The organism is Pantoea phytobeneficialis (assembly GCF_009728735.1).
GTDB lineage: Bacteria > Pseudomonadota > Gammaproteobacteria > Enterobacterales > Enterobacteriaceae > Pantoea > Pantoea phytobeneficialis.
The window spans coordinates 623,043-647,803 of record NZ_CP024637.1 but is presented as its reverse complement, the minus strand read 5'-3'; the positions used below and the strand labels follow the sequence as shown (position 1 = coordinate 647,803).

At 55.3% G+C, this 24,761-nt stretch carries 24 protein-coding genes and 1 pseudogene; 12 read left to right on the top strand and 13 right to left on the bottom strand.

Annotation, left to right across the window (positions count from 1 at the left end; translation table 11 throughout):
• Positions 1-8 precede the first annotated feature (8 nt).
• From CTZ24_RS23200 to CTZ24_RS23180, 5 genes are all read right to left on the bottom strand, one after another.
• Positions 9-746, bottom strand: a complete 738-nt coding sequence (locus tag CTZ24_RS23200; RefSeq protein WP_208725982.1) for an amino acid ABC transporter ATP-binding protein — start codon at positions 744-746, stop codon at positions 9-11.
• Positions 743-1,387: an amino acid ABC transporter permease gene (locus tag CTZ24_RS23195; protein ID WP_208725981.1), complete on the bottom strand. Its 645-nt coding sequence runs from the start codon at positions 1,385-1,387 to the stop codon at positions 743-745. Before CTZ24_RS23195 ends, CTZ24_RS23200 begins: the two co-directional genes overlap by 4 nt.
• Positions 1,384-2,121 carry an amino acid ABC transporter permease gene (locus CTZ24_RS23190; RefSeq protein WP_208725980.1) on the bottom strand — a complete coding sequence of 246 codons (738 nt, stop codon included), beginning with the start codon at positions 2,119-2,121 and terminating at the stop codon, positions 1,384-1,386. Before CTZ24_RS23190 ends, CTZ24_RS23195 begins: the two co-directional genes overlap by 4 nt.
• A 49-nt stretch (positions 2,122-2,170) precedes the next feature.
• Positions 2,171-2,995, bottom strand: a complete 825-nt coding sequence (locus CTZ24_RS23185; protein WP_208725979.1) for an ABC transporter substrate-binding protein — start codon at positions 2,993-2,995, stop codon at positions 2,171-2,173.
• A 110-nt stretch (positions 2,996-3,105) separates the two neighbouring features.
• The gene (locus CTZ24_RS23180; RefSeq protein WP_208725978.1) at positions 3,106-3,498 is read right to left on the bottom strand and encodes a RidA family protein; all 393 of its coding nucleotides are present in this window, start codon (positions 3,496-3,498) and stop codon (positions 3,106-3,108) included.
• Between the two features lie 404 nt (positions 3,499-3,902).
• Between CTZ24_RS23180 and CTZ24_RS23175 the strand changes: the two genes are divergently transcribed.
• Both CTZ24_RS23175 and CTZ24_RS23170 read left to right on the top strand, forming a co-directional pair.
• The gene (locus CTZ24_RS23175) at positions 3,903-4,655 is read left to right on the top strand and encodes an IclR family transcriptional regulator (RefSeq protein WP_208725977.1); all 753 of its coding nucleotides are present in this window, start codon (positions 3,903-3,905) and stop codon (positions 4,653-4,655) included.
• Positions 4,656-4,774: 119 nt separating this feature from the next.
• Positions 4,775-5,881, top strand: a complete 1,107-nt coding sequence (locus tag CTZ24_RS23170) for an ABC transporter substrate-binding protein (protein ID WP_208725976.1) — start codon at positions 4,775-4,777, stop codon at positions 5,879-5,881.
• 60 nt (positions 5,882-5,941) lie between these two features.
• Here CTZ24_RS23170 and CTZ24_RS23165 read toward each other — a convergent pair whose 3' ends face one another.
• Positions 5,942-6,805, bottom strand: a complete 864-nt coding sequence (locus CTZ24_RS23165) for a DMT family transporter (protein ID WP_208725975.1) — start codon at positions 6,803-6,805, stop codon at positions 5,942-5,944.
• A gap of 118 nt (positions 6,806-6,923) precedes the next feature.
• Between CTZ24_RS23165 and CTZ24_RS23160 the strand changes: the two genes are divergently transcribed.
• The gene (locus CTZ24_RS23160) at positions 6,924-8,309 is read left to right on the top strand and encodes an aminotransferase-like domain-containing protein (RefSeq protein ID WP_208725974.1); all 1,386 of its coding nucleotides are present in this window, start codon (positions 6,924-6,926) and stop codon (positions 8,307-8,309) included.
• 82 nt (positions 8,310-8,391) lie between these two features.
• Here CTZ24_RS23160 and CTZ24_RS23155 read toward each other — a convergent pair whose 3' ends face one another.
• The 5 genes from CTZ24_RS23155 to CTZ24_RS23135 all read right to left on the bottom strand — a co-directional run bounded on the left by CTZ24_RS23155 (position 8,392) and on the right by CTZ24_RS23135 (position 14,438).
• On the bottom strand, positions 8,392-9,489 hold the full coding sequence (locus tag CTZ24_RS23155; RefSeq protein ID WP_208725973.1) for an NADH:flavin oxidoreductase/NADH oxidase: 1,098 nt from the start codon (positions 9,487-9,489) through the stop codon (positions 8,392-8,394).
• Between the two features lie 83 nt (positions 9,490-9,572).
• Positions 9,573-10,325: a DeoR/GlpR family DNA-binding transcription regulator gene (locus tag CTZ24_RS23150; RefSeq protein ID WP_208725972.1), complete on the bottom strand. Its 753-nt coding sequence runs from the start codon at positions 10,323-10,325 to the stop codon at positions 9,573-9,575.
• A 78-nt stretch (positions 10,326-10,403) separates the two neighbouring features.
• On the bottom strand, positions 10,404-11,666 hold the full coding sequence (locus CTZ24_RS23145) for a DUF1479 domain-containing protein (protein WP_208725971.1): 1,263 nt from the start codon (positions 11,664-11,666) through the stop codon (positions 10,404-10,406).
• Between the two features lie 232 nt (positions 11,667-11,898).
• A complete protein-coding gene (locus tag CTZ24_RS23140) occupies positions 11,899-13,296 on the bottom strand; it encodes a YfcC family protein (RefSeq protein ID WP_208725970.1) in 1,398 nt (465 codons plus the stop codon).
• Positions 13,293-14,438: a M20 family metallopeptidase gene (locus CTZ24_RS23135; protein ID WP_208725969.1), complete on the bottom strand. Its 1,146-nt coding sequence runs from the start codon at positions 14,436-14,438 to the stop codon at positions 13,293-13,295. The genes CTZ24_RS23140 and CTZ24_RS23135 overlap by 4 nt, the downstream gene beginning before the upstream one ends.
• Positions 14,439-14,550: 112 nt before the next feature.
• Here CTZ24_RS23135 and CTZ24_RS23130 point away from each other — a divergent pair, with 112 nt between their 5' ends.
• The 5 genes from CTZ24_RS23130 to CTZ24_RS23110 all read left to right on the top strand — a co-directional run bounded on the left by CTZ24_RS23130 (position 14,551) and on the right by CTZ24_RS23110 (position 20,170).
• On the top strand, positions 14,551-15,471 hold the full coding sequence (locus CTZ24_RS23130) for a LysR family transcriptional regulator (RefSeq protein ID WP_208725968.1): 921 nt from the start codon (positions 14,551-14,553) through the stop codon (positions 15,469-15,471).
• 218 nt (positions 15,472-15,689) lie between these two features.
• Positions 15,690-17,138: an amidase gene (locus tag CTZ24_RS23125; protein WP_208725967.1), complete on the top strand. Its 1,449-nt coding sequence runs from the start codon at positions 15,690-15,692 to the stop codon at positions 17,136-17,138.
• On the top strand, positions 17,131-18,441 hold the full coding sequence (locus CTZ24_RS23120; RefSeq protein WP_208725966.1) for a purine-cytosine permease family protein: 1,311 nt from the start codon (positions 17,131-17,133) through the stop codon (positions 18,439-18,441). Before CTZ24_RS23125 ends, CTZ24_RS23120 begins: the two co-directional genes overlap by 8 nt.
• The gene (gene biuH, locus CTZ24_RS23115; protein WP_208725965.1) at positions 18,434-19,135 is read left to right on the top strand and encodes a biuret amidohydrolase; all 702 of its coding nucleotides are present in this window, start codon (positions 18,434-18,436) and stop codon (positions 19,133-19,135) included. Before CTZ24_RS23120 ends, biuH begins: the two co-directional genes overlap by 8 nt.
• A 213-nt stretch (positions 19,136-19,348) precedes the next feature.
• The gene (locus tag CTZ24_RS23110) at positions 19,349-20,170 is read left to right on the top strand and encodes a Cof-type HAD-IIB family hydrolase (protein ID WP_208725964.1); all 822 of its coding nucleotides are present in this window, start codon (positions 19,349-19,351) and stop codon (positions 20,168-20,170) included.
• A gap of 80 nt (positions 20,171-20,250) precedes the next feature.
• Here CTZ24_RS23110 and CTZ24_RS23105 read toward each other — a convergent pair whose 3' ends face one another.
• Positions 20,251-21,138 carry an SDR family oxidoreductase gene (locus CTZ24_RS23105; RefSeq protein WP_208725963.1) on the bottom strand — a complete coding sequence of 296 codons (888 nt, stop codon included), beginning with the start codon at positions 21,136-21,138 and terminating at the stop codon, positions 20,251-20,253.
• A 104-nt stretch (positions 21,139-21,242) separates the two neighbouring features.
• Between CTZ24_RS23105 and CTZ24_RS23100 the strand changes: the two genes are divergently transcribed.
• Entirely contained in the window at positions 21,243-22,067 is an 825-nt protein-coding gene (locus tag CTZ24_RS23100; RefSeq protein WP_208725962.1) for a helix-turn-helix transcriptional regulator, read from the top strand.
• On the opposite strand, the pseudogene CTZ24_RS23095 reads toward CTZ24_RS23100, so the two are convergent.
• Positions 22,009-22,439, bottom strand: a pseudogene (locus CTZ24_RS23095) (winged helix-turn-helix transcriptional regulator). The gene CTZ24_RS23100 and the pseudogene CTZ24_RS23095 sit on opposite strands and share 59 nt — an antisense overlap.
• 111 nt (positions 22,440-22,550) lie before the next feature.
• Between CTZ24_RS23095 and CTZ24_RS23090 the strand changes: the two are divergent.
• The 3 genes from CTZ24_RS23090 to CTZ24_RS26910 all read left to right on the top strand — a co-directional run bounded on the left by CTZ24_RS23090 (position 22,551) and on the right by CTZ24_RS26910 (position 24,738).
• Entirely contained in the window at positions 22,551-23,600 is a 1,050-nt protein-coding gene (locus CTZ24_RS23090) for an NAD(P)-dependent alcohol dehydrogenase (protein ID WP_208725960.1), read from the top strand.
• Between the two features lie 98 nt (positions 23,601-23,698).
• Positions 23,699-24,469, top strand: a complete 771-nt coding sequence (locus tag CTZ24_RS23085) for a type IV toxin-antitoxin system AbiEi family antitoxin (RefSeq protein WP_208725959.1) — start codon at positions 23,699-23,701, stop codon at positions 24,467-24,469.
• Positions 24,466-24,738, top strand: coding sequence for a nucleotidyl transferase AbiEii/AbiGii toxin family protein (locus CTZ24_RS26910; RefSeq protein WP_303464709.1), 273 nt, complete (start codon positions 24,466-24,468; stop codon positions 24,736-24,738). The genes CTZ24_RS23085 and CTZ24_RS26910 overlap by 4 nt, the downstream gene beginning before the upstream one ends.
• The last annotated feature ends 23 nt before the right edge of the window (positions 24,739-24,761 follow it).

Sequence of the window (24,761 nt, the reverse complement as noted above, 5' to 3'; positions counted from 1 at the left end):
GCCTCCGATCAATGCTCAAGCACGCGTGATAAAAACTGCTGGGTACGGGGATTTTGCGGATGAACAAAAATCTGCTCGGGCGATCCCTGTTCAGCGATCACGCCCTGATCCATAAACACGACGCGGTCAGCGGTTTTGCGCGCAAAGCCCATCTCGTGAGTGACCACCACCATGGTCATGCCTTCACGCGCCAGACTGCGCATCACCTCCATCACTTCACCGACTAACTCGGGGTCGAGCGCCGAAGTGGCCTCATCAAAAAACATAATTTTTGGCTCTACCGCCAGCGCACGGGCAATCGCCACACGTTGCTGCTGTCCACCGGAGAGCTGCGCCGGATAATGATGGGCGCGCTCCGCCAGTCCGACACGCGTCAGGGCCGCCATGCCACGTTTATTGGCTTCGGCTTCGGACAATTTTTGCGCTTTAATCAGCGCCAGCGTCACGTTACCAAGTGCGGTTTTGTGGGGAAACAGGTTGAACTGCTGGAACACCATGCCAACATGACCACAAATTTCCCGACTGCGTTTAGTGTCGTGCAGCGGCACATCGTTAACCCAGATTTCACCGCCGTCAGCGGTTTCCAGCCCACTCATGATGCGTAACACGGTGCTTTTGCCCGAACCGGACGCGCCAATCAGCACCAGCACTTCGCCGGGCGAGACATCCAGGCTGATCTCTTTCAGCACCTGCGTGCTGCCAAACGATTTAGTGATACGGCTCAGCGTAATGGCGGATTTGCTCATGATAACTGGCTCCTGGTTTGATGATGTTGAACCCAACGAGAAAGGGGAAAGCAGACAACGAAATACAACACGGCCACCAGACCATAAATCACCACCGGCTGGCCGATACGATCGACAATGGCCTGGCCCTGGTGCATCAGTTCCGACATGCCGATCATGCTAACGATCGAGGTGTCCTTAATCAGGGACAGATACTGTCCCACCAGCGGCGGCAAGACGATGCCGCGAGTCTGCGGCAGAATCACGCTGAGAAAGGTCTGGCGTTTTGACAGGCCGAGAATCCACGACACTTCCCATTGCCCCCTGGGTACCGCTTCAATCCCGGCACGAAACACTTCGGCAATGTAGGCACCCTGGTAAATACTCAGACCGAGAATGCCCGCAGCAAACAGATTGATTTCATAGCCAAAATAAGCCACGCCAAAGTAGATAAACATCAGGGTGATCAACACCGGCGTACCGCGAAACAGCTCGGTGTACAACACGGCAATTTGTCGGGCGACCGGCACACGACTGGTTCGCAACACGGCGGCGAGCAGGCCGAGCAGGGTGCTGCCAATAATGGCGGCGACAGAAAGCAGCAGGGTAATACCCAGCCCCTTCAGCAACAGCGGCAACGAGCTGATGATCAAGTCGCTCATAGCGCATTCTCCCGTTTCAGTGGATTAGTCAGCCATTTTTTTGCCCACCACCAGGCGGACTTTTTTACCTTTGTCACCAGCGGCGGATGAAACATGCGCCGTCCCGCCAGGTTACCAAGCCAGGAAAACAGATTACTTAACAGCAGATACACCAGCGCCACCACACTGAAGGTCTGGATGTACAGCAAGGTACGGGCGTTAATCACCGTGGCGGTACCGGTTAGCTCCGGCAGCGCAATCGCCGACAACAGCGACGTACCGAGCAATAGCTGAATCAGATTGTTGATAATGGCAGGCCACACGGCGCGCGCCGCCTGCGGCAATACCACGCTTAAAAACACCTGATGGCGTGGAATACCCAAAATCCATGCGGCTTCCATTTGCCCTTTGGGCACCGACTGTATCCCGGCGCGAAATGTTTCCGACAGATAGGCCCCGACGTTAATCCCCAGTGCCAGCACGCCAGCGGTAAAGGCGCTCATGGTGATACCGAGTGAAGGCAGACCGAAAAAGATGATGAAGATTTGTAGCAACACTGGCGTATTGCGGATGAATTCGACATAGCAGTGACTCAGCCAGCGTAGCGGGGCTAACGCGGTGGCTTTTGCCAGAGCGGCCAGCAACCCAAGTGCGACCGCCAGCATAAAAGCGAGAAGGGTGACCTGTAGTGTCAGCCAGGCGGCGGCCAGAAAAGTCTCGCCATAATTCCACAGGGTTAGCCATTGATAACTCATGGATGGGCTCCTTCTTACGGCGCAGCCCGTGCTGCTGCGCCGCAGGCAATCAGAATTGCGGGTTCAGTGGGTAACGCGGCTTATCGCCAAACCATTTTTGGTACAGCGTGGCATTCTCACCGGAGGCGTTGATCTCAAACAGGAACTCGTTGAGGTAGTTCAACCACACCTGGTCACCCTGTTTCACGCCAAAGGCGTTGTACTCCAGCGGCACCAGCGCTTCGTTGGTGACGGTCAGCGTCGGATCGAGCTTGGCCTGGTAAGCGAGGAAGTTGTTATCCTCGATCATCGCATCGGCTTGACCCTGCTTCACCGCCAGAATGGCGGCCTGTGAGGAGTCGTACTCCTGAATTTTCACGTCAATGCCCATGTTGCGCACTTCGTCACCGTTGGTTGATCCTTTCACCGTCGCAATGGTTTTACCGGCCATGTCATGCGCCGACTTGATGCCGCTCTCTTTACGTACCAGCATCGCTTCGCTCGCCACCACATATGGATTGGTGAAGCCGATCTCTTTGGCACGTTCCAGGTTGCGGGTGAAGTTACAGAACACCACGTCCACTTTGTTGGTTTGCAGGTTAGGGATGCGGTTGGCGCTGGTGGTGTTTACCATCTCCAGCTTCACCCCCATCTCTTTTGCCAGGGCTTTCGCCAAATCGACGTCATAACCATCAGGATTGCCGTCTTTATCGTAAAAGCCGAAGGGGGCGAAACTCAGGCAATCACCCACGCGCAACGTGCCGCGTTGCAATACGGTTTGCAGCGCCGATTGCGGTGCTGCTCCCGCCTCTTTTTTCTCTTCCGTGGGGGTACAACCGGCAACGGCCAGCATGACCAGCGCTCCGCCGATGATTTTTAACGAAGTTGCATTCATTGTTTTGCTCGCTTATTTAATGGAGACGACATGAAAAGCATCAGTGATTAACGGACTGCCCTGGTGTGGGCGGGTAAATAAAAACGCAGTTTATAATCAGGTGAATAATATTATTTTCGATCGGCGCGGAAGCATTTCATATCCACTTCCACTTTGCAGTCGACGACTAAATCCTGCACGCTACAAATACGCGCCGGAGGATTTCCGGTAAATATCTCGCTGAAAACTTTATTAAATGAACTGAAGTAACGTGCGTCGGTTAACACCGCCGTGACGTGTACCACATCCTCCACCGCATAACCCGCCTCGCGCATGATAGACAGGCAGTTATCAAAGGCCAGACGAGTTTGTTCGATGATGCCACCTTCCACCACTTCGCCCTCACGCATCGGTGTCTGGCCCGAGATATACAGCCAGCCATCGGCCTCAACTGCCCGTGCGAACGGCAGTTTTTGCCCACCGGTACCCGTGCCGCCTTCAATGCCATAACGTGTGATCGTCATGCAACGCTGCTCCTTTTTGTTCTGAGAATGCTAATTTGCACTGCATGACAGCCGTCTGGTATATCGGACTGCTATCTGCAATATCGGATAGGGCAAGATTTGCACAGGATTTTTACTTTTGCAATATGTCGCCAGGGATTTAATTTTTTGTGATGTCGTCGCGATCGCAAAATAAAAAAGAGAGGAGGGGAATTTCCAAATGGAAATGTGACCACTCTCGTGATTTAAAAAAAAGATCTGACTGCCATGCGCTAAAATGAGGCACCAAAATAGAACAAAGAAATATAAAGTCAGACATTAAAATTTTAATTAACGGGGATGGGTTAACGTCGGCGCTGGGTGTATGATGCTTTTCTTTTTTACTGTCTGGCGCGACCGCCCGACTGCATCAGGAGAATTTGCTTATGCCGGACGAAAAGCCATCGCGTGCGCGCGGCGTTGACCGGGTTATCGACATTTTTCGCCAGTTGCATATCGCCCGTCAGCCTATGGCGATGCGTGATTTGATCGACGCCACCGGTGCGCCGCGTTCCAGCGTCTATGAATTAGTCAGCCTGCTGAGTGAAGCCGGGTTGGTGGAGCTGGATGCCGACGGTGCCGTGTTCTTTGGCCGCGAAATGCACTATTACGGTGCAGACTACATGGCGCATAACGATCTTATCCGTCGTGCTCATCAGCTAATGGTTGAGATCGTGGCCCGTCATGGTGAAACGGTACAGCTATGTATGCTGGAGGGGAATAAGTACACCGTGGTGTTGTCGGAAAGCAACGCCCACCCATTTAAAATCACGTCTGATATCGGGGTGCGGGTACCGATTACCTGGACCGCTACCGGCCGTTTGCTGCTCAGTAACTGGTCGGATAGCGCCATTCTCGATCTCATCCCGGAAGAGGACTACCGTCTGGCGAATGGGCAAATCCTCGACAAACAGGCCTTCCTCGAAGATATCCATCGTGCCGGACAGTTGGGCTATTGCCTGACCGAAGGGTTATCCGAGAGTTTTACCTGCTGTATGGCCGCGCCGATTCGTTCGCGTAGCGGGCAGGCGGTGGCGGCGATCTGCTTTATGGTGAGTCGCGATACGCCAGAAGAACGGCGTCAGATGCTGTTGAAAGAATTGATCGTTTCCGGGCAAAAATTATCGGATTTCACCTGAGTTGGTGCATTTTCCTCGTACTCCGGCACAACCTATTGATGTGCAGTTTATTTTTGCAACTTAAGGTTGTGTTAAGGTTATTGATAATAATAACTATTCTTTTTATCACGGAGTTTGCGATGAAAACGCGCCTGTTACTGGCTATCGGGTTGTTGGCTTCAACGGCGGCCTGCGCCACCACCTATCCACTGAGTGTCACCGATATGGATGGTCACACCCAGACCATCAATCACGAACCGCAACACATTATTTTGCAGGATGGACGCGACGTCCTGACGCTGGCGTTGCTGGATCGTGATGACCCGTTTAAACGCGTGGTTGCCTGGAACAACCTGCCGAAAAAACAGGACACTCAGACCTGGGACATGCTGAAAGGCCGCTGGCCGGAAGCGACAAAAATCGTTGATATGGGTTTTAACGATCAGGGGCAGGTCAATCTGGAGAGCGTGCTGGCGCAAAAACCGGATCTGATGATCGCCCAGCTACGTGCAAAACCGGCGTTGAAGCAATCAGGTGTGCTGGATACCCTCAATAACCTGCATATTCCGGTCGTTTTTGTCGATTATGAACTGCATCCGGCACAGAACACCGCGCCAAGCGTGACGTTGCTGGGTAAAATTCTGAACCGTGAAAAAGAGGCGAAAGCTTATACCGATTTCTACCAGCAGCATATGCAGAAGATGACACAGGTCATTGATAACGTTAAAAATAAACCTACGGTGTTTATTGAACCGATCGCCGGTAACAGCGACAACTGCTGTTTTACCCACGGACACAACGGTTGGGGTGGCTTGGTTGAAGCGGTCGGTGGCAAAAATATCGGCTCTGCGCTGCTGCCGGGCAATTCAGGCTTTGTGGCGCTGGAAAAAATTATCGCCATGAAACCCGATGTCTACATCATGACCGGTTCCAAACGCCCGAACGCTAACGTGCTGCCGTTTGGCTACGGTGTCGATCCGAAAGATGTGGGTGTGACCTTCCAGAAACTGCTGAGTCGTACCGGGCTGGCGCAGATCGAGCCAGTGAAGCAGGGCCGGGTGTATGGGGTGTATCACCATTTCTATAACCATCCTTACAACATCATTGGCATGGAAATTCTGGCGAAAGACCTCTATCCGCAACAGTTTAGCGATCTCCGCCCGATAGCGGATTTCCACACCCTTATCAAAGACTTCACCAAACTGCCGGATGATGCGATAACCCTGAGTTATCCGCAGAACCAATAGCGGACAGGTAGCGGCACGATTTATCGCCCGTTTCCGCGCACGATAAATCGCGCCGCTACGCTATGACGCATACCGCTTAGCGCCAAACACACACATAATGGTGGCACCCGCCACCGCCAGCATGGCCCAGCTGATCGATTCGTGTAGCAGCAAAGCCGCCAGCGCAAAACCCATAAAGGGTTGTATCAGTTGCAGTTGTCCCACCGCCGCAATACCGCCTTTCGCCAGGCCGTGATACCAGAAGATAAAACCTATCAGCATGCTAAATACCGATACCCAGGCAAGCCCTAACCACGCGGGCATGGCAATGCCGCTAAAGGTGGCAGGCGCGGTGTAAATCGCGGCGGGTAACATCACCGGAACGGCCACCAGCAATGCCCAACTGATCACCTGCCAGCCGCCAAGCCGTCGTGATAGTTTTGCCCCTTCGGCATAACCCAAGCCACAGAGAATGATGGCAGCAATCATTAGCACATCACCGGCCATCATGTTTCCCGCCGTTCCGCCCAGCGCATAGCCCGCAATAATGGCGCTGCCCGCCAGGGAAAACAGCCAGAATACCGGACGTGGCCGTTCGCCGCCGCGCAGCACGGCAAAAATGGCGGTCGACATCGGCAAAAGCCCGAGAAACACCATCGAACGAGCAGAGGAGATATGCTGTACGGCCAATGCAGTCAGCAGCGGAAAACCGACCACCACGCCCAGCGCGGTTATCGCCAGAGCTGGGATATCCGTCAGAGCAGGACGTTTCTGGCGCAGCACCATCAACAACGCGCCACCCAACAACGCCGCAATAGTGGCGCGTGCGCAGGTAAGAAATAACGGATCAAATCCGCCGATGGCGGCGCGTGTGGCAGGCAGCGAACCGGCAAAAATCATCACCCCAATAAAACCACTCAGCCAACCGTTTAATGCAATTTTCATGATCCCTCCTTCGTTAATATTGCGCAGTTAACCACTGATTTCCGGGACGATAACAGATACAATCCAGTACAATTTAAAGAAACTGTACTGGTTAACTGGGCAGTACAGCTGAGGGGTGATGACATTGCGCAACAAAACCCGTATCGAACAATTGATGGACGATATCCGTCAGCAGATCGCCTCAAGGGCCTTGACCCCAGGCAGCCGCCTGCCTTCAGTGCGTGCGCGTGCCCAATCTGCCGGGATATCCGTTTCGACGGTGGTGGAGGCTTATGACCGGCTGGAAGCCGAAAGCGTGATTGTTTCGCGTCCCGGTGCAGGTTTCTTCGTTTCCGGGCCGATTGCGCCGCTCGATTTGGCACAGCTGGCACCGACCGTGGAGCGCGATGTTGATCCGCTGTGGATTACGCGTCAGGCGTTGGACGCCGCACCGGATAGGCCAAAACCAGGATGTGGCTGGATGCCGCCAGAGTGGATGTATGAAGAGGGTATCCGGCGAGCGCTACGCAAGGCGGCACGCAGCGAAAGCGCATTGTTGACCGACTATGCCGTTCCGGCGGGTAGCGCGGAACTGCGCCAACTGTTGACCCGGCGTCTGGCAGCCTATGGACTTTCCGCCACGCCCGACCAACTGTTGCTGACCGACTCCGGTACACACTCCATTGATCTGATCTGTCGTTTTCTGCTGGAGCCAGGCGATACCGTGCTGGTGGATGATCCCTGCTATTTTAACTTCCATGCCCTGCTCAGGGCGCAGCGCGTGCAGGTGGTTGGCATTCCCTGGACACTTCAGGGGCCGGATTTGGCGGCGTTTCAGCAGGCATTAACGCAGCATGCGCCACGGCTGTATATCACCAACTCGGGCATTCATAACCCAACGGGTGGCACGCTATCCCCGACCACTGCCCATCGTCTGCTAAAAATCGCCGAAAACTCGGATCTGGTGATTGTCGAAGATGATATTTTTGCCGATCTGGAGACGCATACCGCGCCACGTCTGGCGGCGCTGGATGGTTTTGCACGGGTGATGGTGATTGGCAGCTTTTCGAAAACGGTTTCAGCCTCGGTGCGTTGCGGTTATATCGCTGCCAAACCGACCTGGGTGGAAAAACTTATCGATATGAAAATTGCCACCGGCTTCAGCAGTGGCAGGCTGGCCGCCGATTTGTTGCTGAATGTGCTCAAAGATAGCGGCTATCGACGCCATTTGGAAGCGATCAAGTTACGTCTGGCAGATAGCCGACGACAGGTAATGCAGCGGCTTGGAGAAGTCGGTATTCGCCCGTGGCTGGTGCCACAAAGCGGGCTGTTTTTATGGTGTGAACTGCCGGAAGGGTTGGATGCCGCCGAGTTTTCACGCGCTTGCCTGAGGCAGGGCGTGGTACTCGCGCCCGGCAACACCTTTAGCCAGTCGGGGAGCTGTGACCGATTTTTACGCTTTAATGTCTCGCAATGCGGCGATGAGCGGATTTATCGTGTACTTAAGGACGTAATACAGTCGTAGCGGCGCGATTTATCGGGCAATTTCGTGCGCGATGCGTGAAAAATCCGCGCGATAAATCGCGCCGCTACGACCGGGGGGAGGCTTAACGGGCTTTGATGCTGCCTTTGACCCCATGTGGTTCTGAACGCAGATATTGGGGCGGCACATGCACGCTGGCACCCAACTCGGCTGCGGCATGCCACGGCCAGCGCGGATCATAAAGAATGCCACGCGCCAGGGCCACCAGGTCGGCGTCGCCGTCCTGTAACAGATCTTCCGCCATGCGTGGTTCGGTGATCAGTCCGACGGCGATCACCGGCATACGGGTGATTTTGCGCAACTCACGGGCAAACGGTACCTGATAACCCGCCGATACGGTAATTTTCTGCTGTGCTGACAAACCTCCGCTGGAAACATGCACATACGCTGAGCCAAGCGCTTCAATTTTCTGACAGAACTCAGCGGATTGCTTCACATCCCAGCCACCTTCGACCCAGTCGGTAGCGGAGATCCTGACGCCGACGGCCACATGATCAGGCACGGCCGCACGCACCGCTTCCAGCACTTCCAGCGGGAAGCGCATACGATTTTCCAGGCTACCGCCGTATTCATCTTCTCGCTGGTTTGCAAGCGGCGACAGGAACTGGTGCAGCAGATAACCGTGGGCGGCATGAAGTTCAATCAGCTCAAAACCAATGCGTACCGCGCGCAGGGCACTGGCAACGAAGGATTGTTTAATGCGAGCAAGGTCAGAATGGGTCAGGGGAGTCGGTGGGTGCTCACCTTCATGCATCGGGATGGCGGAAGGTGCGACGGTTTGCCAGCCTTGTTGCTCCAGCGGAATTTGCGTACCGCCCTGCCAGGGCGCGGAGGTTGACGCTTTGCGTCCTGCATGACTGAGCTGAATCCCAAGGCGAATATCGGCGTACTGACGAACATCGTTCACTACCGTCTGCAAGGCCTGTTCCGTTGTGTCATCCCACAAACCGAGATCCTGCGGTGAAATGCGTCCTTGTGCTTCTACGGCGGTGGCTTCGACGATCAATAACCCGGCACCAGAAAACGCCAGTTGTCCCAGATGGATACGATGCCATGCGGTGGCACAGCCTTCTTGTGCCGAGTACTGGCACATTGGGGCAATCACAATGCGGTTATCCAGTTCAAGTGACCCCAGTTTGATGGGACTAAACAATTTGCTCATGTGTTGATCCTGGTTTTAGGCCAAAGGAGGACATGATGCGCTTATCCCAGGGCCGGGCAACGATCAATTTGTGCGTTGCCAGATTACTCAGGTTGTGTCACCAGTTCTAACCGCACCCCGGCTTCAGACAGATTTTCCCGCGCGGCGGCAGGAATGCCGTCATCGGTTATCACCGCGTCAAACGGGTGTTCCGGAGAGCTGGGGTAGGGATGGATCACGCCAAATTTAGAGGAGTCGGTTATGGCGATGGTGTAGGTATGCTTTGCCATCACCGCATTGATCACATCACAGCGCATCATATCCCGGCCGGTAAAACCGGTTTCCGCATGCCAGCCATCGACGCCAAGAAAAGCTTTATGGAAATTGATGTGCTGGATACAGAAGCGTGTCAGTGAGCCAACCACCGATTCGCTGCTTTTTTGGTATTGGCCGCCGAGGATTATCACCTCGCATTGCGAGTCGCGTAGCACCTGGGCGATGTAGTGGCTAACGGTAATGATGGTTAAATCTTTACGGTTAGCCAGACAGCGCGCCAGCAGGGCGTTGGTGCTGCCGCCTTCAATGAAAATGGCTTCCCCTTCATTGACGAGCGAGGCGGCGCGCTCGGCGATCGCCTGTTTGATTTTGTAACGGGTGCGCATGCGCGCACCCACATCATCGCTGTCGGGCGCGACGGCGGAGCCGTGAACGCGGCGCAGGAAATTCTCGCGCTCCAGCGCGTTAAGGTCCTGGCGGATGGTCACTTCGGAAACGCCGGTTAACTGCGAAAGTTCGTTAACTGTGACGCTGCCCCTTTCATTTACCAGTTGGATAATCTGTTGGTGTCGGCTATTCATCGCATCAGGCTTTGGCACGGTTAGGATAATGTCGGCAGTGTAACAGAAACCCGCCCGGCAGCACCGGGCGGATGGCGGTCAGGCTAACCCCAGGCTACGTCTGCCGATGGCGTTCAGGTCTGCGGTGGTGAAACGTTGCTGCCAGTCGCGTTCATAGTCTTCGCGCGGGAAATCGGGGGGCGAGATACCGAAGTCCAGCGCATTCGCGACTTTTTCGGCATAGCGCAGATTCTTATCGCACAACGGCGCGGCGGGAATATACATCACATTTCCCCAGCCCTGTTGGTCTTCAACCGGGGCCACGGCGTGGATCACATCGCAATGCCACCAGACCGAGTCACCTGCCTGCAACGGCGGAATGGAACACAAGCCCTCAATCAAATCGGGATGCCAACGCTCAGAGATCGGCAGCACCTTACCGGGTGCCACGCCGCACAGTTCATCTTCCGGTACATCACTGAGCAACGGACGCAATAGCACATACGCCATTGCTTCCGGCACCGGCACCACATGCAGCAATCCCTGACCGGCTTCCATATCCGAAAGCGCCGTCCAGCCCTGGAACGTTCGGAAGGCGGAACATTTGGTGGTATTCGCCACATCATATTCATTGACGTCGGTACGATGGGCGGCATCCCAGGGATCGTAGTCTGCAAACTGGTTATTGAAGATTTTGCTGAATACCTGCTGATAAGCGGGCAGCAGCCAACGCTCCAGCGCACCGGAATCGGTGTGGGCACCTAGCCCTTTGGAGGTGGTGCCGGGCAGACGACGGCGGATGCGGTCGGGATAAATGATGCTGACATCCGGGTCAAACCAGGTCACGTCACCAGACTGAAATTTCCACAGCCGGTTCAGGAACGATTGTGTCAGCGAGATCCCTTCACTTTGGCGGGCTTCCATCTGCGATTTGGACCAGTAGATGGGATAAATTTCCGGCCTGGAAGCCTCGAGGCTGCCAAAGAAACTGTCACCCGGACCACGATACTGACGATCAAAATCGTTCAGCTCAAGATAATCGAGCATCGCTTTATCCCACGCCAGCGCTTCCTCGCGGGCAAAGTTTTGTTTCACCACCACGCAGCCACGACGTTTGATAAAGTCGATTTGTTCCTGAGAGACATTCTTCTCTGCGATATCTCGCCAGTTCACCATCGGCCAGGCCGTGCCGCGTTGTGCTTCATCTTCCTTCGCCTGCGCAATGGCCTGGTTGATTTTGGCTTTCACTTGAAGGAATAAACCTTCGACATCGCCAATTTGTTTTCTGAGTTGTTGTTTCATCAGGCGGATTTTCGCCTTGTGATCTTCTGGGAGGGTTACCGCAGTAAAAGGCATGTTCATAGCAACTCCTGATCCGGGTACGAGGTTTCGAATGAATTAATTTTAACTTTCATTCGTAATATGCAGCGAAAATAACAAAACCGCAACAGTGAAATGTTGTGTGAGTTGATCTGAGGGTAGCCAGAAGGTGGGTAATCCGCAGCAGCGCGATTTATCGCGCAGTTTTCCACCAACGCGGGCAAAAAAAACGGCGTGATAAATCACGCCGTTACGCTTGTTGCGGATTATAAAATCAGAACGGTCCCCACTTGATTGAGACACCGATCAGCAGCATCACCACGCAAATGGCAAACCACACCGCAATCAGCGGCGCAATAAAACGTAGCCACTTGCCGAACGGGATACCGGCGGTCGCCAGCACCGCCATCAACACGCCCGACGTCGGACTGATGCAATTCACGATACCTTCGCCCAGCAACACCGTTTGCACTGTGACCTGGCGGGTCAGGCCGAGGTTATCGCCCAGCGGTGAGAAGATCGGGATCAGCACCGCCGATTCGCCGGAACCGGATGAGATGCCAAAGTGAATCAATGCTGCGCTGATAAACATGCCAATGGCCGCGACTTTTTGCGGCACCGGGGCCAGCAAATCGGTCAGGAACCCCACGATAGGATCGAGTACATGACCCTGTTGCAGCACCAGTGAAACCGCGCCCGCCAGACCGACGATAAACCCGCCCTTTACCAGACCAGAGCAGCCGGAAAGGAAGGTGTTGGCGATATCGGTGCCAGACATACGACCAATCAATCCGACGACAATCGCCAGCAAGACAAACATGGCCGACATTTCATTGGTGCCCCAATGCAGTCTGACGGCACCGCTGATAAAAATAATCAGCGCCAGCGCACAGGTCACCAGAATCAACTTATGTCGCGGTGTCACCACCAGTGTGGCATCCTGCGTCTCCGTCTGTTTGGGACGTAGCTCACCGGCCTTACGTGCCTTGCGTACTGACCAGATCAAATACCCCATCGCGCTAAACGCAAACAGCAAAAAAGTCAGCCCGCGCAGCAGCATGCCGGAAAAAATCGGCAGTTGTGCCAAATGCTGCGTCAGCCCGGTGGTGGCCGGACCTAATACCGAGACGTTAAACCCGGCGGCGCAGGAGAGATACACCAGCGATGCGCCAAGGATCGGCGACAATCCCAGCGAACGCGACACCAGCAAACCGATGGGAACGAAAGCCACCACCGCATTGATCACCGCACCCGTGGTGCCGAGAATGGCGAAAATCACACCGAAGATCAGGATGATGCGGGTATCGCTCAGGCGGGTACTGCGGGCGAGGGAGTTCAGTGCGGTTTTAATCGCCCCGGTTGACTCCACCACCGCCAGCACACCACCGGTGAACAGAATCAAAAAGATAATCGGTGCGGCTTTCACCATGCCATCGGCAATCGCGGTGAAGATCTCCAGCGGATACACACCGGACTGCGGCACAGCATGCAGGCTGCCTTTCACCGCAAATTTAATCCCCTCGCGGGTTTCGTAATCGAATGCGCCAGCCGGGATCAGCCAGGTGGCGACAGCCGCCACCACCAGCATAATAAACAGCAGCAGATACGGGCTTTGTCCCGCAGGACGGGCTGCCGACACGCTGGCAGATGGCGCAATGTTTACCTGACTCATGCTGCGTCACCTGCTGTGCTGTCGCTGAGGATAATACCGGCAACCAGAGCGGCACGCGGTACGATATCGGCAATATTGATGTGTTCATGACGCGCGTGGATACCCCGGCCAGTCGCGCCGAGGCCATCCAGCGTCGGCAGCCCCAATGCAGCGGTGAAGTTGCCATCGCTGCCGCCGCCGACGGATTTGCCTTCAACGGCAAATCCGAGTTGCAGGGCGACGCGTTGTGCCCGTTCCAGCAGCAAGCCAGAAGCCGGGGTTTGGCGCATTGGCGGTCGTCCCTGCTCACCGGTCACTTTCAGGGTAATCCCTGGCATCACCGCTTGCAGGTTGCTGATGGCGGCATGAATGCGTTGCGCTTCTTCTTCACTGGTGACACGCGTATCAATACCCAATTCGGCATGGTCAGCCACCACGTTAATGCGGCTGCCGCCATTGGCGATGCCGACATTCACCGTGGTGCCGCGCGCCGGGTCATTCAGGGCGTGCAGGGCGTGGATTTGATGTGCCATCTCCTGTACGGCGCTGACGCCTTCTTCGGGGTTGTTGCCCGCATGGGCAGCCAGACCGGTGATCACCACGTCATAACGTCCGGTGCCTTTGCGCGCAACCTTCAGCGCGCCGCTGCCGACTTCCGCCGGTTCCACCACCAGCACCTGCTCTGAACCCATCGCGTGGCGACCAATCCAGTCGCTGGAGCTGGGGCTACCCACTTCTTCATCGCTGTTGCACAGGAACACAATGCGTTGATCGGTCAATAGATTGAGTTGCACCAGCGCGCGCACCGCCCAAATGGCCTGTACCAGCCCGGCTTTCATATCCAGCACGCCGGGGCCATAGAATTTGCCATCCTCTTCACGCAGCGCTAACTCGCCATGATCCCAGACGGTGTCAAAATGGCCGATCACAGTGGTTTGCGGGCCATGTTCACCCAGCGCAAAACGCAAATGGTTGCCGTAGCTCGGTTGATGATCGACTTCAGCACTGATCCCCAGGCGCTGCTGAAAAATACCCTGTAGCACTTCGCCACAACGGTCAACGGCGGCTTTGTCGAGTGAAGGTGATTCCGCCTGTACCAGTCGCTTGATATCACCCAGAATCTCGTCGGCGTGTTGCTGTAAGTAATTTTTTATATGGTTCATTTATGTTTTCCTGCCTTAGTCCAGACGGCAGTATGCGCAGAAAAGTCAGCGGTTAAAAATGAACTGGGAATGCTAGAATTGTTGACCTGAAAGCAACAGATAGGCTTATCTTATGACAAATGCCGCTTATCCCGAGAAAGCGATAAGTTATTTATATGAAGTAGGGATGCAGGGCGGTATCCGTCGTGCCGCAGATGCGCTCGGGATCAACCCATCGGTAGTCAGCCGCCAGCTATCGCTGCTCGAACGGAGCCTGCAATTGCCGCTGCTGGAGCGGCGCGGGCGCAATGTGGTGCTCACGGAGGCCGGTAAGTTGCTGGCCGAGGATTATGCGCAAACCACGCAGCGGCGCAAACTGCTGGAGCGGCAACTGCGGGATATGCGACATATGCGCGGTGGATCGGTCACGTTGCGCATAGGCCAGGGCATGGTGGAAGAGGTGGTTAACCATGTTTTGCAGGAGTTCTCCGTTGCCTGGCCGGGCGTATTTATCGATATCAGTTCGGGGGATATGCAAACCACCGTTGACCTGATTATGCGCGGTGAGGTGGATATGGCGGTCGGTTTTGGTACTGCCGGGCCGCCAGGGCTAAAAAGTCATAGTTTTACGCGCGGGCCAATCTGCGCCATTGTGACGCCGGACCACCCGATTGCCCGTTACTCGTCAATCAGCGTGGCGGAGTTGACTCAGCACCGTCTGATCGCCATGAGCGACACCTTTGGTCTGCAACGTTATCTCAGCGCCATCTTCAAAAGTGAAGGACAGGTGCTGGCACCGGCATACTGCTGCAACCTGTTTTCCAGTGCGCTGTCGCTGTGTCAGGCCGGGTTAGGGATCGCATTTATGACCCAACAGGCGGTACCGCGCGCCTTGCTGGAGCAGGGATTACGCGCGATACCCATCGATCACCGTATCGCGCGCGAAAGCCAGTGTCATTTACTGCGCAGCGTCGATCATCGTTTCACCCCGGCAGCCAGCTATCTCTGGCAGTTGTTGTGTAACTTCTTCTATGAGTCAGAGGTGAAGGAATGATCTTCGCATCGCACTCCAGTGCCCGGTTTTGCCGCAACCCACGCGCCGTTTTAGTGCATTGCTAGCAATAATGCTAACAAGAGTTTGTTATAAGAATTCGATCTTGTATCCAAGTCCGTATCCTGACTGACTTTCTGGTTTTGTCGCCGTTCTGGCTGCGCAATGTGGCACGCGATCTGCACTGACTCCGGGTAACCCCGATTATCCCGGAGAAAGTCATGTTTGATGAGTTACTGGATGGCGATGCAACGTTGCTGGCGACATTGGTGCGCAACGGCGAGGTTTCAGCACGCGAACTAACGCAAGCGGCGTTTGATCGCCTGGCGCAGCGGGAACCGCAAGTGCAGGCTTTTTGTACCCTGGTGCCGGAGAGGGCGTTGGCACAAGCCAGCGCAATTGACAGCAGACGGCTGAAAGGGGAACCCCTCGGCGCGCTGGCCGGGGTGCCTTTGGCGGTGAAGGACTTGATTTGCACTGCCGGAGTAAAAACCACGTCCGGTTCCGCCGCCTATGCCGATTTTATCCCGGATGAAGATGACATCACTGTCGAGCGCCTGCTGGCGGCAGATGCGGTGTTGTTGGGGAAAACCACCGCGCCGGAATTTGGTTATAGCGGTGTCGGGCACAATCCGCTGTTCCCGTCACCGCGCAATCCGTGGGACCTGAGCAAAACTCCCGGTGGTTCCAGCGCCGGTTCGGGAGCCGCACTGGCGGCCCGGCTCTGTCCTGTCGCGTTAGGCAGCGATGGTGGGGGATCGGTACGTATTCCGGCCGCGCATTGCGGCGTCTATGGCTTAAAAGCGTCGATGGGGCGGGTGCCGCTGTGGCCCGGTTGCCGTGACGAACGCTATCCGGGCGTTTCCAGTTGGGAGTCGCTGGAACATATCGGGCCGATGACGCGCAGCGTGCGAGATGCCGCGCTGATGATGTCGGTGATGGCTGGCCCGGATATGCGTGACCGACACTCCATTCCCTGTAGTGACGTGGACTGGCTGCAAGCGCTGGACAAACCGCTGCGGGGCTTACGTATCGCCTTTAGCGTGGACTTTGGTTATGTGGCGGTCGACGCTGAAGTGCGCGACGTTGTGACTGCCGCCGCGCGTCGCTTTGCTCGCGAACTCGGGGCAGAGCTGGAGGAGGTTAACCCGGCGATCGAAGATGAAGTTGCCGCTTTTTCAGCGCTGGTGGCACTGGAAAGCGACCTGAATGGCATGCGAGACCTGCGTACGCAACTGGGGTCGCGCATGTCTCCCCATCTGGCTGCCATGCTGCAACATAACTGGCAGGCGGAAACCTTCACCGATGCGCTGGTGGCGCGCAAAAAACTCAGTAATCAACTGTGGCGCTTTATGCAGGGGTACGACCTGCTGCTGACGCCCACGTTAGCCACACCTCCGTTCCCGTTGGGCATGCAAGGCCCGGAGATCATTGATGGTCGCATGGTTCGCAGCGACCACTGGCTCTCTTTCTGTTTTCCTTTCAATTTTACCGGCCAACCGGCGGCATCCGTCCCGGCAGGCTTCACTGCCAGCGGGTTACCGATTGGCATGCAGATTGTAGGTCGTCATCTGGACGATGGCCTGGTGCTGGCGGCAAGTGCCGCTTTTGAGCGCATTCAACCCTGGAATCATTTCTATCCTGCTGTTACCGGAGTCGTCCATGAGTGATAAATCTTCCCCTGCGCTGGAGCAGGAATTCGAACACGAACCTGTTCCCCTTAGCCATCGCCATTCAACGCGTTCCGTTTCGGCGGTGTGGTTTGGTTTTCCGATGATCTTAACCAATGCGTTATTTGGCGGCATCATCACCTGGCATCTCGGCTTCTGGCCTGCGCTGATTGCCATCCTGCTGGGCAATCTGGTGTTGTTTGCTTATGTGGGTGCGCTGAGTTGGTTTGCCGGTAACACCGGCATGAACTTTGCGCTCCAGGCAAAACGAACCTTTGGTACGAAAGGCTACATTCTGGTGTCCGGTTTCCTGTCGACGGTGGTGATTGGCTGGTACGCCTTTCAGACCGGCCTGACCGGAACGGTGATTAATCAAACCTTCGGCTGGAACGCGTTGGCAGTGACCGCGTTCGCGATGGTGCTGTATACCGGCGTCACTTTTCTCGGGGTGCGGGCGCTTTCGGTGCTGGGAATGATCGCCGCACCGCTGTTTGTGGTGCTCGGGCTGGTGGCATTGTGGCTGATTGCGGAAAACCATGATTTCAGCACCCTCACGCAGTGGCAGGGTAGTGCCAGCGCCGCCGGGGCGATGAGTATGGGCACGGCGGTCACGATGGTGGTGGCAGGCTTTGCCGATTCAGGCACCATGACGGCAGATTTCACGCGCTGGTCCAAAGATGGACGCTCGGCGGTCATCGCCGCGTTCTCGGCCTTCCCGCTGGCGAACGTGATCTCGTACCTGTTTGGTGTGGTGATTGTGGCGGTGGGGGCGGCGGTTGATCCGGCGAGCAACGGCGGTAATTTCCTGCCGATGCTGATGGGCCACGGCGTCTTGCTCTCGACGGTTGCCTTCCTGTTTGTGTTTATCAATCTCGGTTCGGTCTGCACCCATTGCCTGTACAACGGCGCGGTGGGCTTTAGTCATCTGTTCAGCAGCAAAATGCGACTCTGGACGCTGATCCTCGGTGCCATTGGCGGCGTGCTGGCGCTGGCGGGCGTGTGGTCTTACTTCCTTGAATGGCTCAGTCTGCTCGGCATCGTGGTGCCACCTTTTGGCGCGGTCATGATTGTCGATTTGATCTTCATGGCGAAAGTCAGTGAAAAACGCCCGACTCGCCGTCTGCGCGGCAGCGCTTTTGCCGCCTGGGCGATTGGCAGCCTGTGTGCGGTGCTGGCGCATGTCGCCTTCCCGCAGTTTGGTGAAGCGGTGATTGGGCTGGTGACCGCGGCAATCAGCTATACCCTGATTGTGAAAATGCAGCGCCCCGTCAGCGTACAGAATCTGGAGAAAGAAAATGCCTGACTATGCCATTGATTCCACGCCCTATGCCTGGCCGTTTGATGGTCGCTTCAGCCCGCGCGATACGGCGTTGGTGATTATCGATATGCAAACCGATTTTTGTGGTAAAGGCGGTTATGTTGACAGCATGGGTTACGACATCGCCCTGACGCGCGCCCCTATCGTGCCGTTGCAGCAGGTGCTGGCAACCATGCGTGCGCTGGGCTTTCCCATCATTCACACGCGCGAAGGGCATCGCCCGGACCTTAGCGATTTGCCAGCCAACAAGCGCTGGCGTTCAAAGCGTATGCAGGCTGAGATTGGTGCGCCCGGCCCCTGTGGCCGCATTCTGGTACGTGGTGAGCCGGGCTGGGAGATCATTCCCGAACTGGCACCGCTGCCCGATGAGGTGATCATTGATAAACCCGGTAAAGGCTCTTTTTATGCCACCGACCTGGAGTTAATTCTGCGCAGTCGCGGCATTCGTAATCTGATCATCAGCGGCATCACCACCGATGTTTGTGTGCATACCACGTTACGTGAAGCCAATGACCGTGGCTTTGAATGTCTGGTATTGGCGGATTGTTGTGCCGCAACGGAACGTAAACATCATGAGGCTGCTTTAAGCATGATCCATATGCAGGGCGGCATCTTTGGTGCGGTAGCCAGCTCGCAGACGCTGCTGGCAGGATTGAGGGGCGAGAGCGCTGCGGCCTGATGTCGGGCGAGGGTGTGATACCAACGCCCTCGCCGGAATCTGTAGCTGGATCAGGGAAAAAGGCGGCCAATTACAGTAATAATTGGTCTGGAAATCTCTGAAAGCGGTGAACAATCTGATAATTCACATTCTCATTAATCCACACCGCGAGTAAGCTGAATAAAACCTTTGAAGCCGGATGGATTTGACGGCACACAGTTACAGGAGAGCACTATGGCAGTGAAAATGATTGCGGTGGATATGGATGGCACATTTCTGGATGACAACAAGCAGTACAACAAACAACGCTTTTTGCGTCAGTACGCGTTGCTGAAAGAGAAGGGCATCCGTTTCGTGGTCGCCAGCGGCAATCAATATTATCAGCTGCTGCGCTATTTTCCTGAAATCAAAAACGAAATTGCCTTTGTGGCTGAAAACGGTGCCTGGGTAACGGACAGCAACGAAGAGATATTCTGCGGAGAGCTGGCACCGGCAGCGGTGCATCAGATCCTCGATATTCTGGCAAAAGAGCCTGAGATCAGTACCGTGGTGTGTGGCCGTAATGGTGCCTATGTACATACCTCGATGCCGGATGAGGTGATGGCGATGCTTGCCAACCATTACCATCGTCTGGAAAAACGCGACAATCTTTATGATATCGACGACACCATCTTCAAGTTTTCGCTCAATCTGGCGCATGAAGGTGTCGAGGCGTTGCTGGAACGTCTGCACACGCAACTGAATGCGATTGAGAACATCATGCACCCGGTTTCCAGTGGCTTTGGCTTTGTCGATTTGATTATCCCCGGCTGCCATAAGGCGCATGGTATCGCGCTGTTGCAGGAGAAATGGGGTATTGATGATTGTGAGGTGCTGGCGATTGGCGACAGTGCTAACGACCTCGAAATGCTGCGCCAGGCATGCTACAGCTTTGCTATGGCGAATGCCGCCGCGCCAGTCAGCGCGGTGTCGCGTTATAAAACCGAAAGCAACAATGATGAGGGCGCGCTGAATGTGATTGCGCGTCTGCTGGCGCGTGAATTTCCGTTCGCATAACAGCTAACCGTAGCGGCGCGATTTTTACCTTTGGTGTTAAAAAAACGCGCGATAAATCGCGCCGCTACGATGCAGAATAGCTAGAGAAAATAATCCGTCTCGCGCATGTCCTGCAACAAACCCGGACCGTTTGGTTGCCAGTTAAAGGTCTGGCGCGTCCAACTGCTGGAGGTCGGATTGTCGGTTGCGGCGAAGCGCGCCATCCAGCCCAGCGCTTCCTGTGCCTCCTGCAACGTCAGGCTTTTTATCGGTAGCGTTAATCCGGCGGCAATGGTTTCCGCAATCTGGCGGAAGGGGATGCCTTCTTCCTGCACCGCATGCAAAATCGCTCCCGCTTGCGCCTGCTCTGCCGCCAGGCAAAACAGCTCGGCAGCGTCAAAGCGATTGACCGCAGGCCAGCGGTTCTCGCCACTTTCCACGTAAAACGCCGTGCCTTTTTCCTTTGCCAGGTTAATCAGCATCGGTACAAAACCGTGATCGCCAGCGCCATGCACCGTGGGCGGTAAGCGGACCAGCGCCACGCGCACCCCTTTTTCCGCCAGCGCCAGTGCCGCTACGTTGGAAGCAGAACGCGGATGCGCGCCTGCCACCGGTTGATCCTGCTCAGTCGCCAACCGTCCCGGTGCCACCAGGGCGGTGCCGGAGGTCACAATCAATGGTCGATCGGAACCGGCCAGTTCCTCGCCCATCGCCAGAATCGCCTGCTGATCAACCGCGGCAGCGTGATCCATGCGGCTGAAGTCGTGGATATAACCGGCATGGATCACGCCGTCGCTCTGGCGCACGGCGGCGCGCAGGCTGGCTATATCTTCCAGATCGCCGCGTAACACCGTCACACCTTGCAGGTGTAATTTCTCTGCTGACGCCTCACTGCGCGCCAGCCCCAGCACCGCGTGACCACGCGCGTGCAGTTTTTTCACAATGGCTGAGCCAACAAAGCCGCTCGCCCCGGTCACAAAAATTCGCATATTCGTGCTCCTCACAGGCTGTTAACAGGCACTATGATAAAAGCCAGCGATCGGGTGAACAGTCGTGAGCTTATACGGGTATCGGGACTAACAGGATAAACACCATGACGATGCAAGACGACAATCTGCTGGGCAATTATCTGCGTGAACGCCGCCAGCGGCTGGATGCAGCCCGACTCGGCTTTCCGATGCAGCGCCGTCGTACCCCGGGTCTGCGCCGGGAAGAAGTGGCGATACGCGCCTGCGTCAGCACCACCTGGTATACCTGGCTGGAACAGGGCAGAGGCGGTGCGCCGTCTGAAGTGGTGCTGGAAAGGTTAGCGAAGGCGCTGGAGTTGAGTGCCGCCGAGCGCGATCACCTGTTTCTGTTGGCGCAGAATCGTCTGCCTGGCGTCAGTTGGCAGGGCGGAGTGAGCGTATCTCCTTCGTTGCAACGGGTGCTGGACAGCATGCCAGGCACTCCGGCGCTGGTGAAAACCGCCGAATGGCAGGTGGTGGCGTGGAATCGGGCGGCCACCAAAGTTTTTGTCGATTATGCGCAACTGCCACCCGAGCAGCGCAATATCTTGCTAATGATGTTCCGCGATGAACAGATGAAAAAGCGCTTACCCGAGTGGGAGAAGGTCACGCGCGACCTGGTGGCGAACTTCCGCGCCGATGTGGCGCGCACCGGGGCCAGCGAACATGTGCGTGCGCTGGTGGCGGAGTTGTGCGCCATGAGTGAAACCTTCCGTCACCTGTGGCAATCGCAGGAAGTCAGCCAGCACGGGGAAGGCATTAAACAACTCTGGCTACCGGACGAAGGGGTGCTGGAGCTGGAGTACAGCACCTTTGCCGTCGAGGGCAAACCCGGTCTGAGCCTGGTGGTATTTAATCCGCGTCGGGAGCAGGATCAGCTGTGCATGCTACGTTTGATGGCGCGTCCGTAGCCGCGTGGTAGTTGGCGGCCATCTGGTCCAGCGCGGCCTGATTCTCCAGTCCCCATTGATACATCTGTTCAATCGGTGCGGCAAGGGTCATACCGAGTGGCGTCAGGCGGTAATCTACCTTTGGCGGTATCACCTCATAAACATGGCGCGCGATCAGGCCGCGCTGTTCCAGTTCTTTAAGGGTTTGAAACAGCATCTTCTTCGAAATCCCCTGCAAACTGCGTTGAAGTTCGCCAGTACGGGCGCGATGATCCGGCCAGTGATACAACGCATGCAGCACCATGCTGCTCCACTTCAGAGAAAAAAGATCCATCAGGCGACGCGGGGGGAATCCGCGAAGAACATCAATTTACCGTCAACCCAGGCGGGCATGTGCTTATCTCCTCGGATGGTCACCAAATGGTGACTACTATCAATTCTGAACCTTGTTCTTTATAGTCTGCCGCCTTCACACAGCCATTGCCACAAGCTTTCGGAGGCGCAATGAAAATCAACGCGTTAGTCGCACCCCATGCCACACAACCCCTCTCTTCTGGTCAGATCGCGCTGCGCAGCGTGCAGGCTCAGGATGTCAAAATTGAGATCCTTTATTGTGGCGTTTGCCATTCGGATCTGCATATGGCGCGCAATGAATGGGGCGTCAGCAACTATCCGCTGGTGCCGGGACATGAAATTGTTGGACGTGTTGTGGAAACGGGCAAAAGCGTTTCACGCTTTCAGGCCGGGGATTTAGTGGGTGTCGGCGTCATGGTCGATTCCTGCCGCGAGTGTCATTTCTGCCAGCAGCAGGAAGAACAATATTGTGAAGCCGGATGGACCGCGACCTATAACGGCACGGATAAATATACTGGCGGCAGCACCTGGGGCGGCTATGCGCAGCATGTGGTGGCGGACCAACACTTTGTCGTGGCGATTCCGACCAACCTGCCGCTGGCGGGTGTCGCTCCGCTGTTGTGTGCGGGCGTCACGGTATGGTCGCCACTGCGTTATGGTAACGTGAAAGCCGGGGACCGCGTCGGCGTGGTAGGACTCGGTGGTTTAGGGCATATGGCCGTAAAACTGGCGAGTGCGCTGGGTGCCGAAGTGACCTTGTTTACCACCTCGCCGCAAAAGGGCGAAGATGCGCTGCGCTTAGGTGCGAAGCGAGTGGTCATCTCGCGTGATGCCGCGCAGATGGCGGCCTGCCAGGCTTCTCTGGACCTGATTCTCGACTGTGTCTCTGCCCCGCACGATCTCGACCCCTACCTTGCAACGTTAAAAACCAACGGCAAACTGGTGCTGGTGGGGATTCCCGAGCAGCCGCATCCGTCTCCCAACGTCAGCCCGATAGTGAACCGCCGTCTCAGCATCAGTGGATCGTCCATCGGCAGCATCAAAGAAACCCAGGACATGCTGGATTTCTGTGGTCAACACGCTATCACGGCGGATATTGAACTGATTGCTGGAGAGGCGATCGAAACCGCGTTTGCGCGCATGTTGCGCGGTGATGTGAAGTATCGCTTCGTGATTGATATGCAGGCTACGCGCTGGTAAGAAATTTTTCATATGTTTTAGGTATAAATAATACCGTAAAATGCATTTTTTTAAACCCGCCTGTTGCTGTGGATTAAAAATATGCCTATAAAGGTAGTATGAATACCCCAAAAACATCAAAAATAAACTCTTTACTGAGCATGATTCCTTCAGGAATCGTGCTCACCTCTGCGTGGTTAGCACAACAAGGTTATAGCCTTGAGTTACAGAAGCAATACAGAAAGAGTCGGTGGTTTAGAACGATCGGTACTGGCGCGATGGTTCGGTGGGATGATGACGTGGACTATCTGGGGGCAGTCTACGCATTACAAGCACACCTGGGGATGACTCTGCATCCGGGTGCTAAAACGGCGTTGTCACTACAAGGCAAGTCCCATTACCTGGGGCTTGCTGAGAAGAGTGTCATGTTATTTGGCTCACCAGCTGACAAGCCACCGCTATGGTTTGTAAAACAAGAATGGGAGAAGCAGGTAAACTTTAAGTTGTCTGGTTTTTTACCCGCTGAACTTGGCTTGGTTGATATTGAGCACAGAGGCTTCAGTGTTAAAGTATCCGGCCCCACTCGTGCTGTGATGGAGTGTCTTTACCTGAGTCCGGGAGAGCAACCGTTGCTGGAAGTTTACGAATTGATGGAAGGGCTTAATAATCTAAGGCCGACATCCGTGCAAAAACTTTTGGAAGAGTGTACATCGGTTAAGGTCAAACGTCTGTTTATGTATTTGGCAGACAAGGCTGGGCATGACTGGTTCAATTATTTAAAAAAAGAAAGAATAGATCTTGGCAAAGGGAAAAGAGCCATTGTGGATAACGGGATATATATCCCGAAATACCAAATAATTGTACCAAAGGAGTTGGAATCAATTCGGTGAATAATGCTTACAAGAAACAAGTTCAGCTGCTATTAGATGTATTGCCAGAAGTGGCGAAGGAAAAATGCTTAGCTATGCATGGCGGTACAGCAATAAATCTGTTTCTGCGTAATATGCCCAGGCTCTCTGTCGATATTGATCTGACCTATATTGACATTGCCGAAAGAGCGACATCACTCACGGCCATAAATGATGCACTTATCCGCATTCAAAAAAATATTATTGGATTACGCAATACGATGCATTTCCAGCATCGATCGGATGTTTAAAACTACAGGTCACAGATAGCGAA

Bases quoted from the DNA above. Each gene is read 5' to 3' on its own strand.
- CTZ24_RS23110 (WP_208725964.1), top strand. From the start codon at position 19,349: ATGGCAGTGAAAATGATTGCGGTGGATATGGATGGCACATTTCTGGAT.
- CTZ24_RS23170 (WP_208725976.1), top strand. From the start codon at position 4,775: ATGAAAACGCGCCTGTTACTGGCTATCGGGTTGTTGGCTTCAACGGCG.
- CTZ24_RS23140 (WP_208725970.1), bottom strand. From the start codon at position 13,296: ATGAGTCAGGTAAACATTGCGCCATCTGCCAGCGTGTCGGCAGCCCGT.
- CTZ24_RS23190 (WP_208725980.1), bottom strand. From the start codon at position 2,121: ATGAGTTATCAATGGCTAACCCTGTGGAATTATGGCGAGACTTTTCTG.
- biuH (WP_208725965.1), top strand. From the start codon at position 18,434: ATGCCTGACTATGCCATTGATTCCACGCCCTATGCCTGGCCGTTTGAT.
- CTZ24_RS23130 (WP_208725968.1), top strand. From the start codon at position 14,551: ATGACAAATGCCGCTTATCCCGAGAAAGCGATAAGTTATTTATATGAA.
- CTZ24_RS23160 (WP_208725974.1), top strand. From the start codon at position 6,924: ATGACATTGCGCAACAAAACCCGTATCGAACAATTGATGGACGATATC.
- CTZ24_RS23105 (WP_208725963.1), bottom strand. From the start codon at position 21,138: ATGCGAATTTTTGTGACCGGGGCGAGCGGCTTTGTTGGCTCAGCCATT.
- CTZ24_RS23200 (WP_208725982.1), bottom strand. From the start codon at position 746: ATGAGCAAATCCGCCATTACGCTGAGCCGTATCACTAAATCGTTTGGC.
- CTZ24_RS23185 (WP_208725979.1), bottom strand. From the start codon at position 2,995: ATGAATGCAACTTCGTTAAAAATCATCGGCGGAGCGCTGGTCATGCTG.
- CTZ24_RS23175 (WP_208725977.1), top strand. From the start codon at position 3,903: ATGCCGGACGAAAAGCCATCGCGTGCGCGCGGCGTTGACCGGGTTATC.
- CTZ24_RS23125 (WP_208725967.1), top strand. From the start codon at position 15,690: ATGTTTGATGAGTTACTGGATGGCGATGCAACGTTGCTGGCGACATTG.
- CTZ24_RS23145 (WP_208725971.1), bottom strand. From the start codon at position 11,666: ATGAACATGCCTTTTACTGCGGTAACCCTCCCAGAAGATCACAAGGCG.
- CTZ24_RS23085 (WP_208725959.1), top strand. From the start codon at position 23,699: ATGAATACCCCAAAAACATCAAAAATAAACTCTTTACTGAGCATGATT.
- CTZ24_RS23195 (WP_208725981.1), bottom strand. From the start codon at position 1,387: ATGAGCGACTTGATCATCAGCTCGTTGCCGCTGTTGCTGAAGGGGCTG.
- CTZ24_RS23135 (WP_208725969.1), bottom strand. From the start codon at position 14,438: ATGAACCATATAAAAAATTACTTACAGCAACACGCCGACGAGATTCTG.
- CTZ24_RS23090 (WP_208725960.1), top strand. From the start codon at position 22,551: ATGAAAATCAACGCGTTAGTCGCACCCCATGCCACACAACCCCTCTCT.
- CTZ24_RS23100 (WP_208725962.1), top strand. From the start codon at position 21,243: ATGACGATGCAAGACGACAATCTGCTGGGCAATTATCTGCGTGAACGC.
- CTZ24_RS23165 (WP_208725975.1), bottom strand. From the start codon at position 6,805: ATGAAAATTGCATTAAACGGTTGGCTGAGTGGTTTTATTGGGGTGATG.
- CTZ24_RS23180 (WP_208725978.1), bottom strand. From the start codon at position 3,498: ATGACGATCACACGTTATGGCATTGAAGGCGGCACGGGTACCGGTGGG.
- CTZ24_RS23120 (WP_208725966.1), top strand. From the start codon at position 17,131: ATGAGTGATAAATCTTCCCCTGCGCTGGAGCAGGAATTCGAACACGAA.
- CTZ24_RS23155 (WP_208725973.1), bottom strand. From the start codon at position 9,489: ATGAGCAAATTGTTTAGTCCCATCAAACTGGGGTCACTTGAACTGGAT.
- CTZ24_RS23150 (WP_208725972.1), bottom strand. From the start codon at position 10,325: ATGAATAGCCGACACCAACAGATTATCCAACTGGTAAATGAAAGGGGC.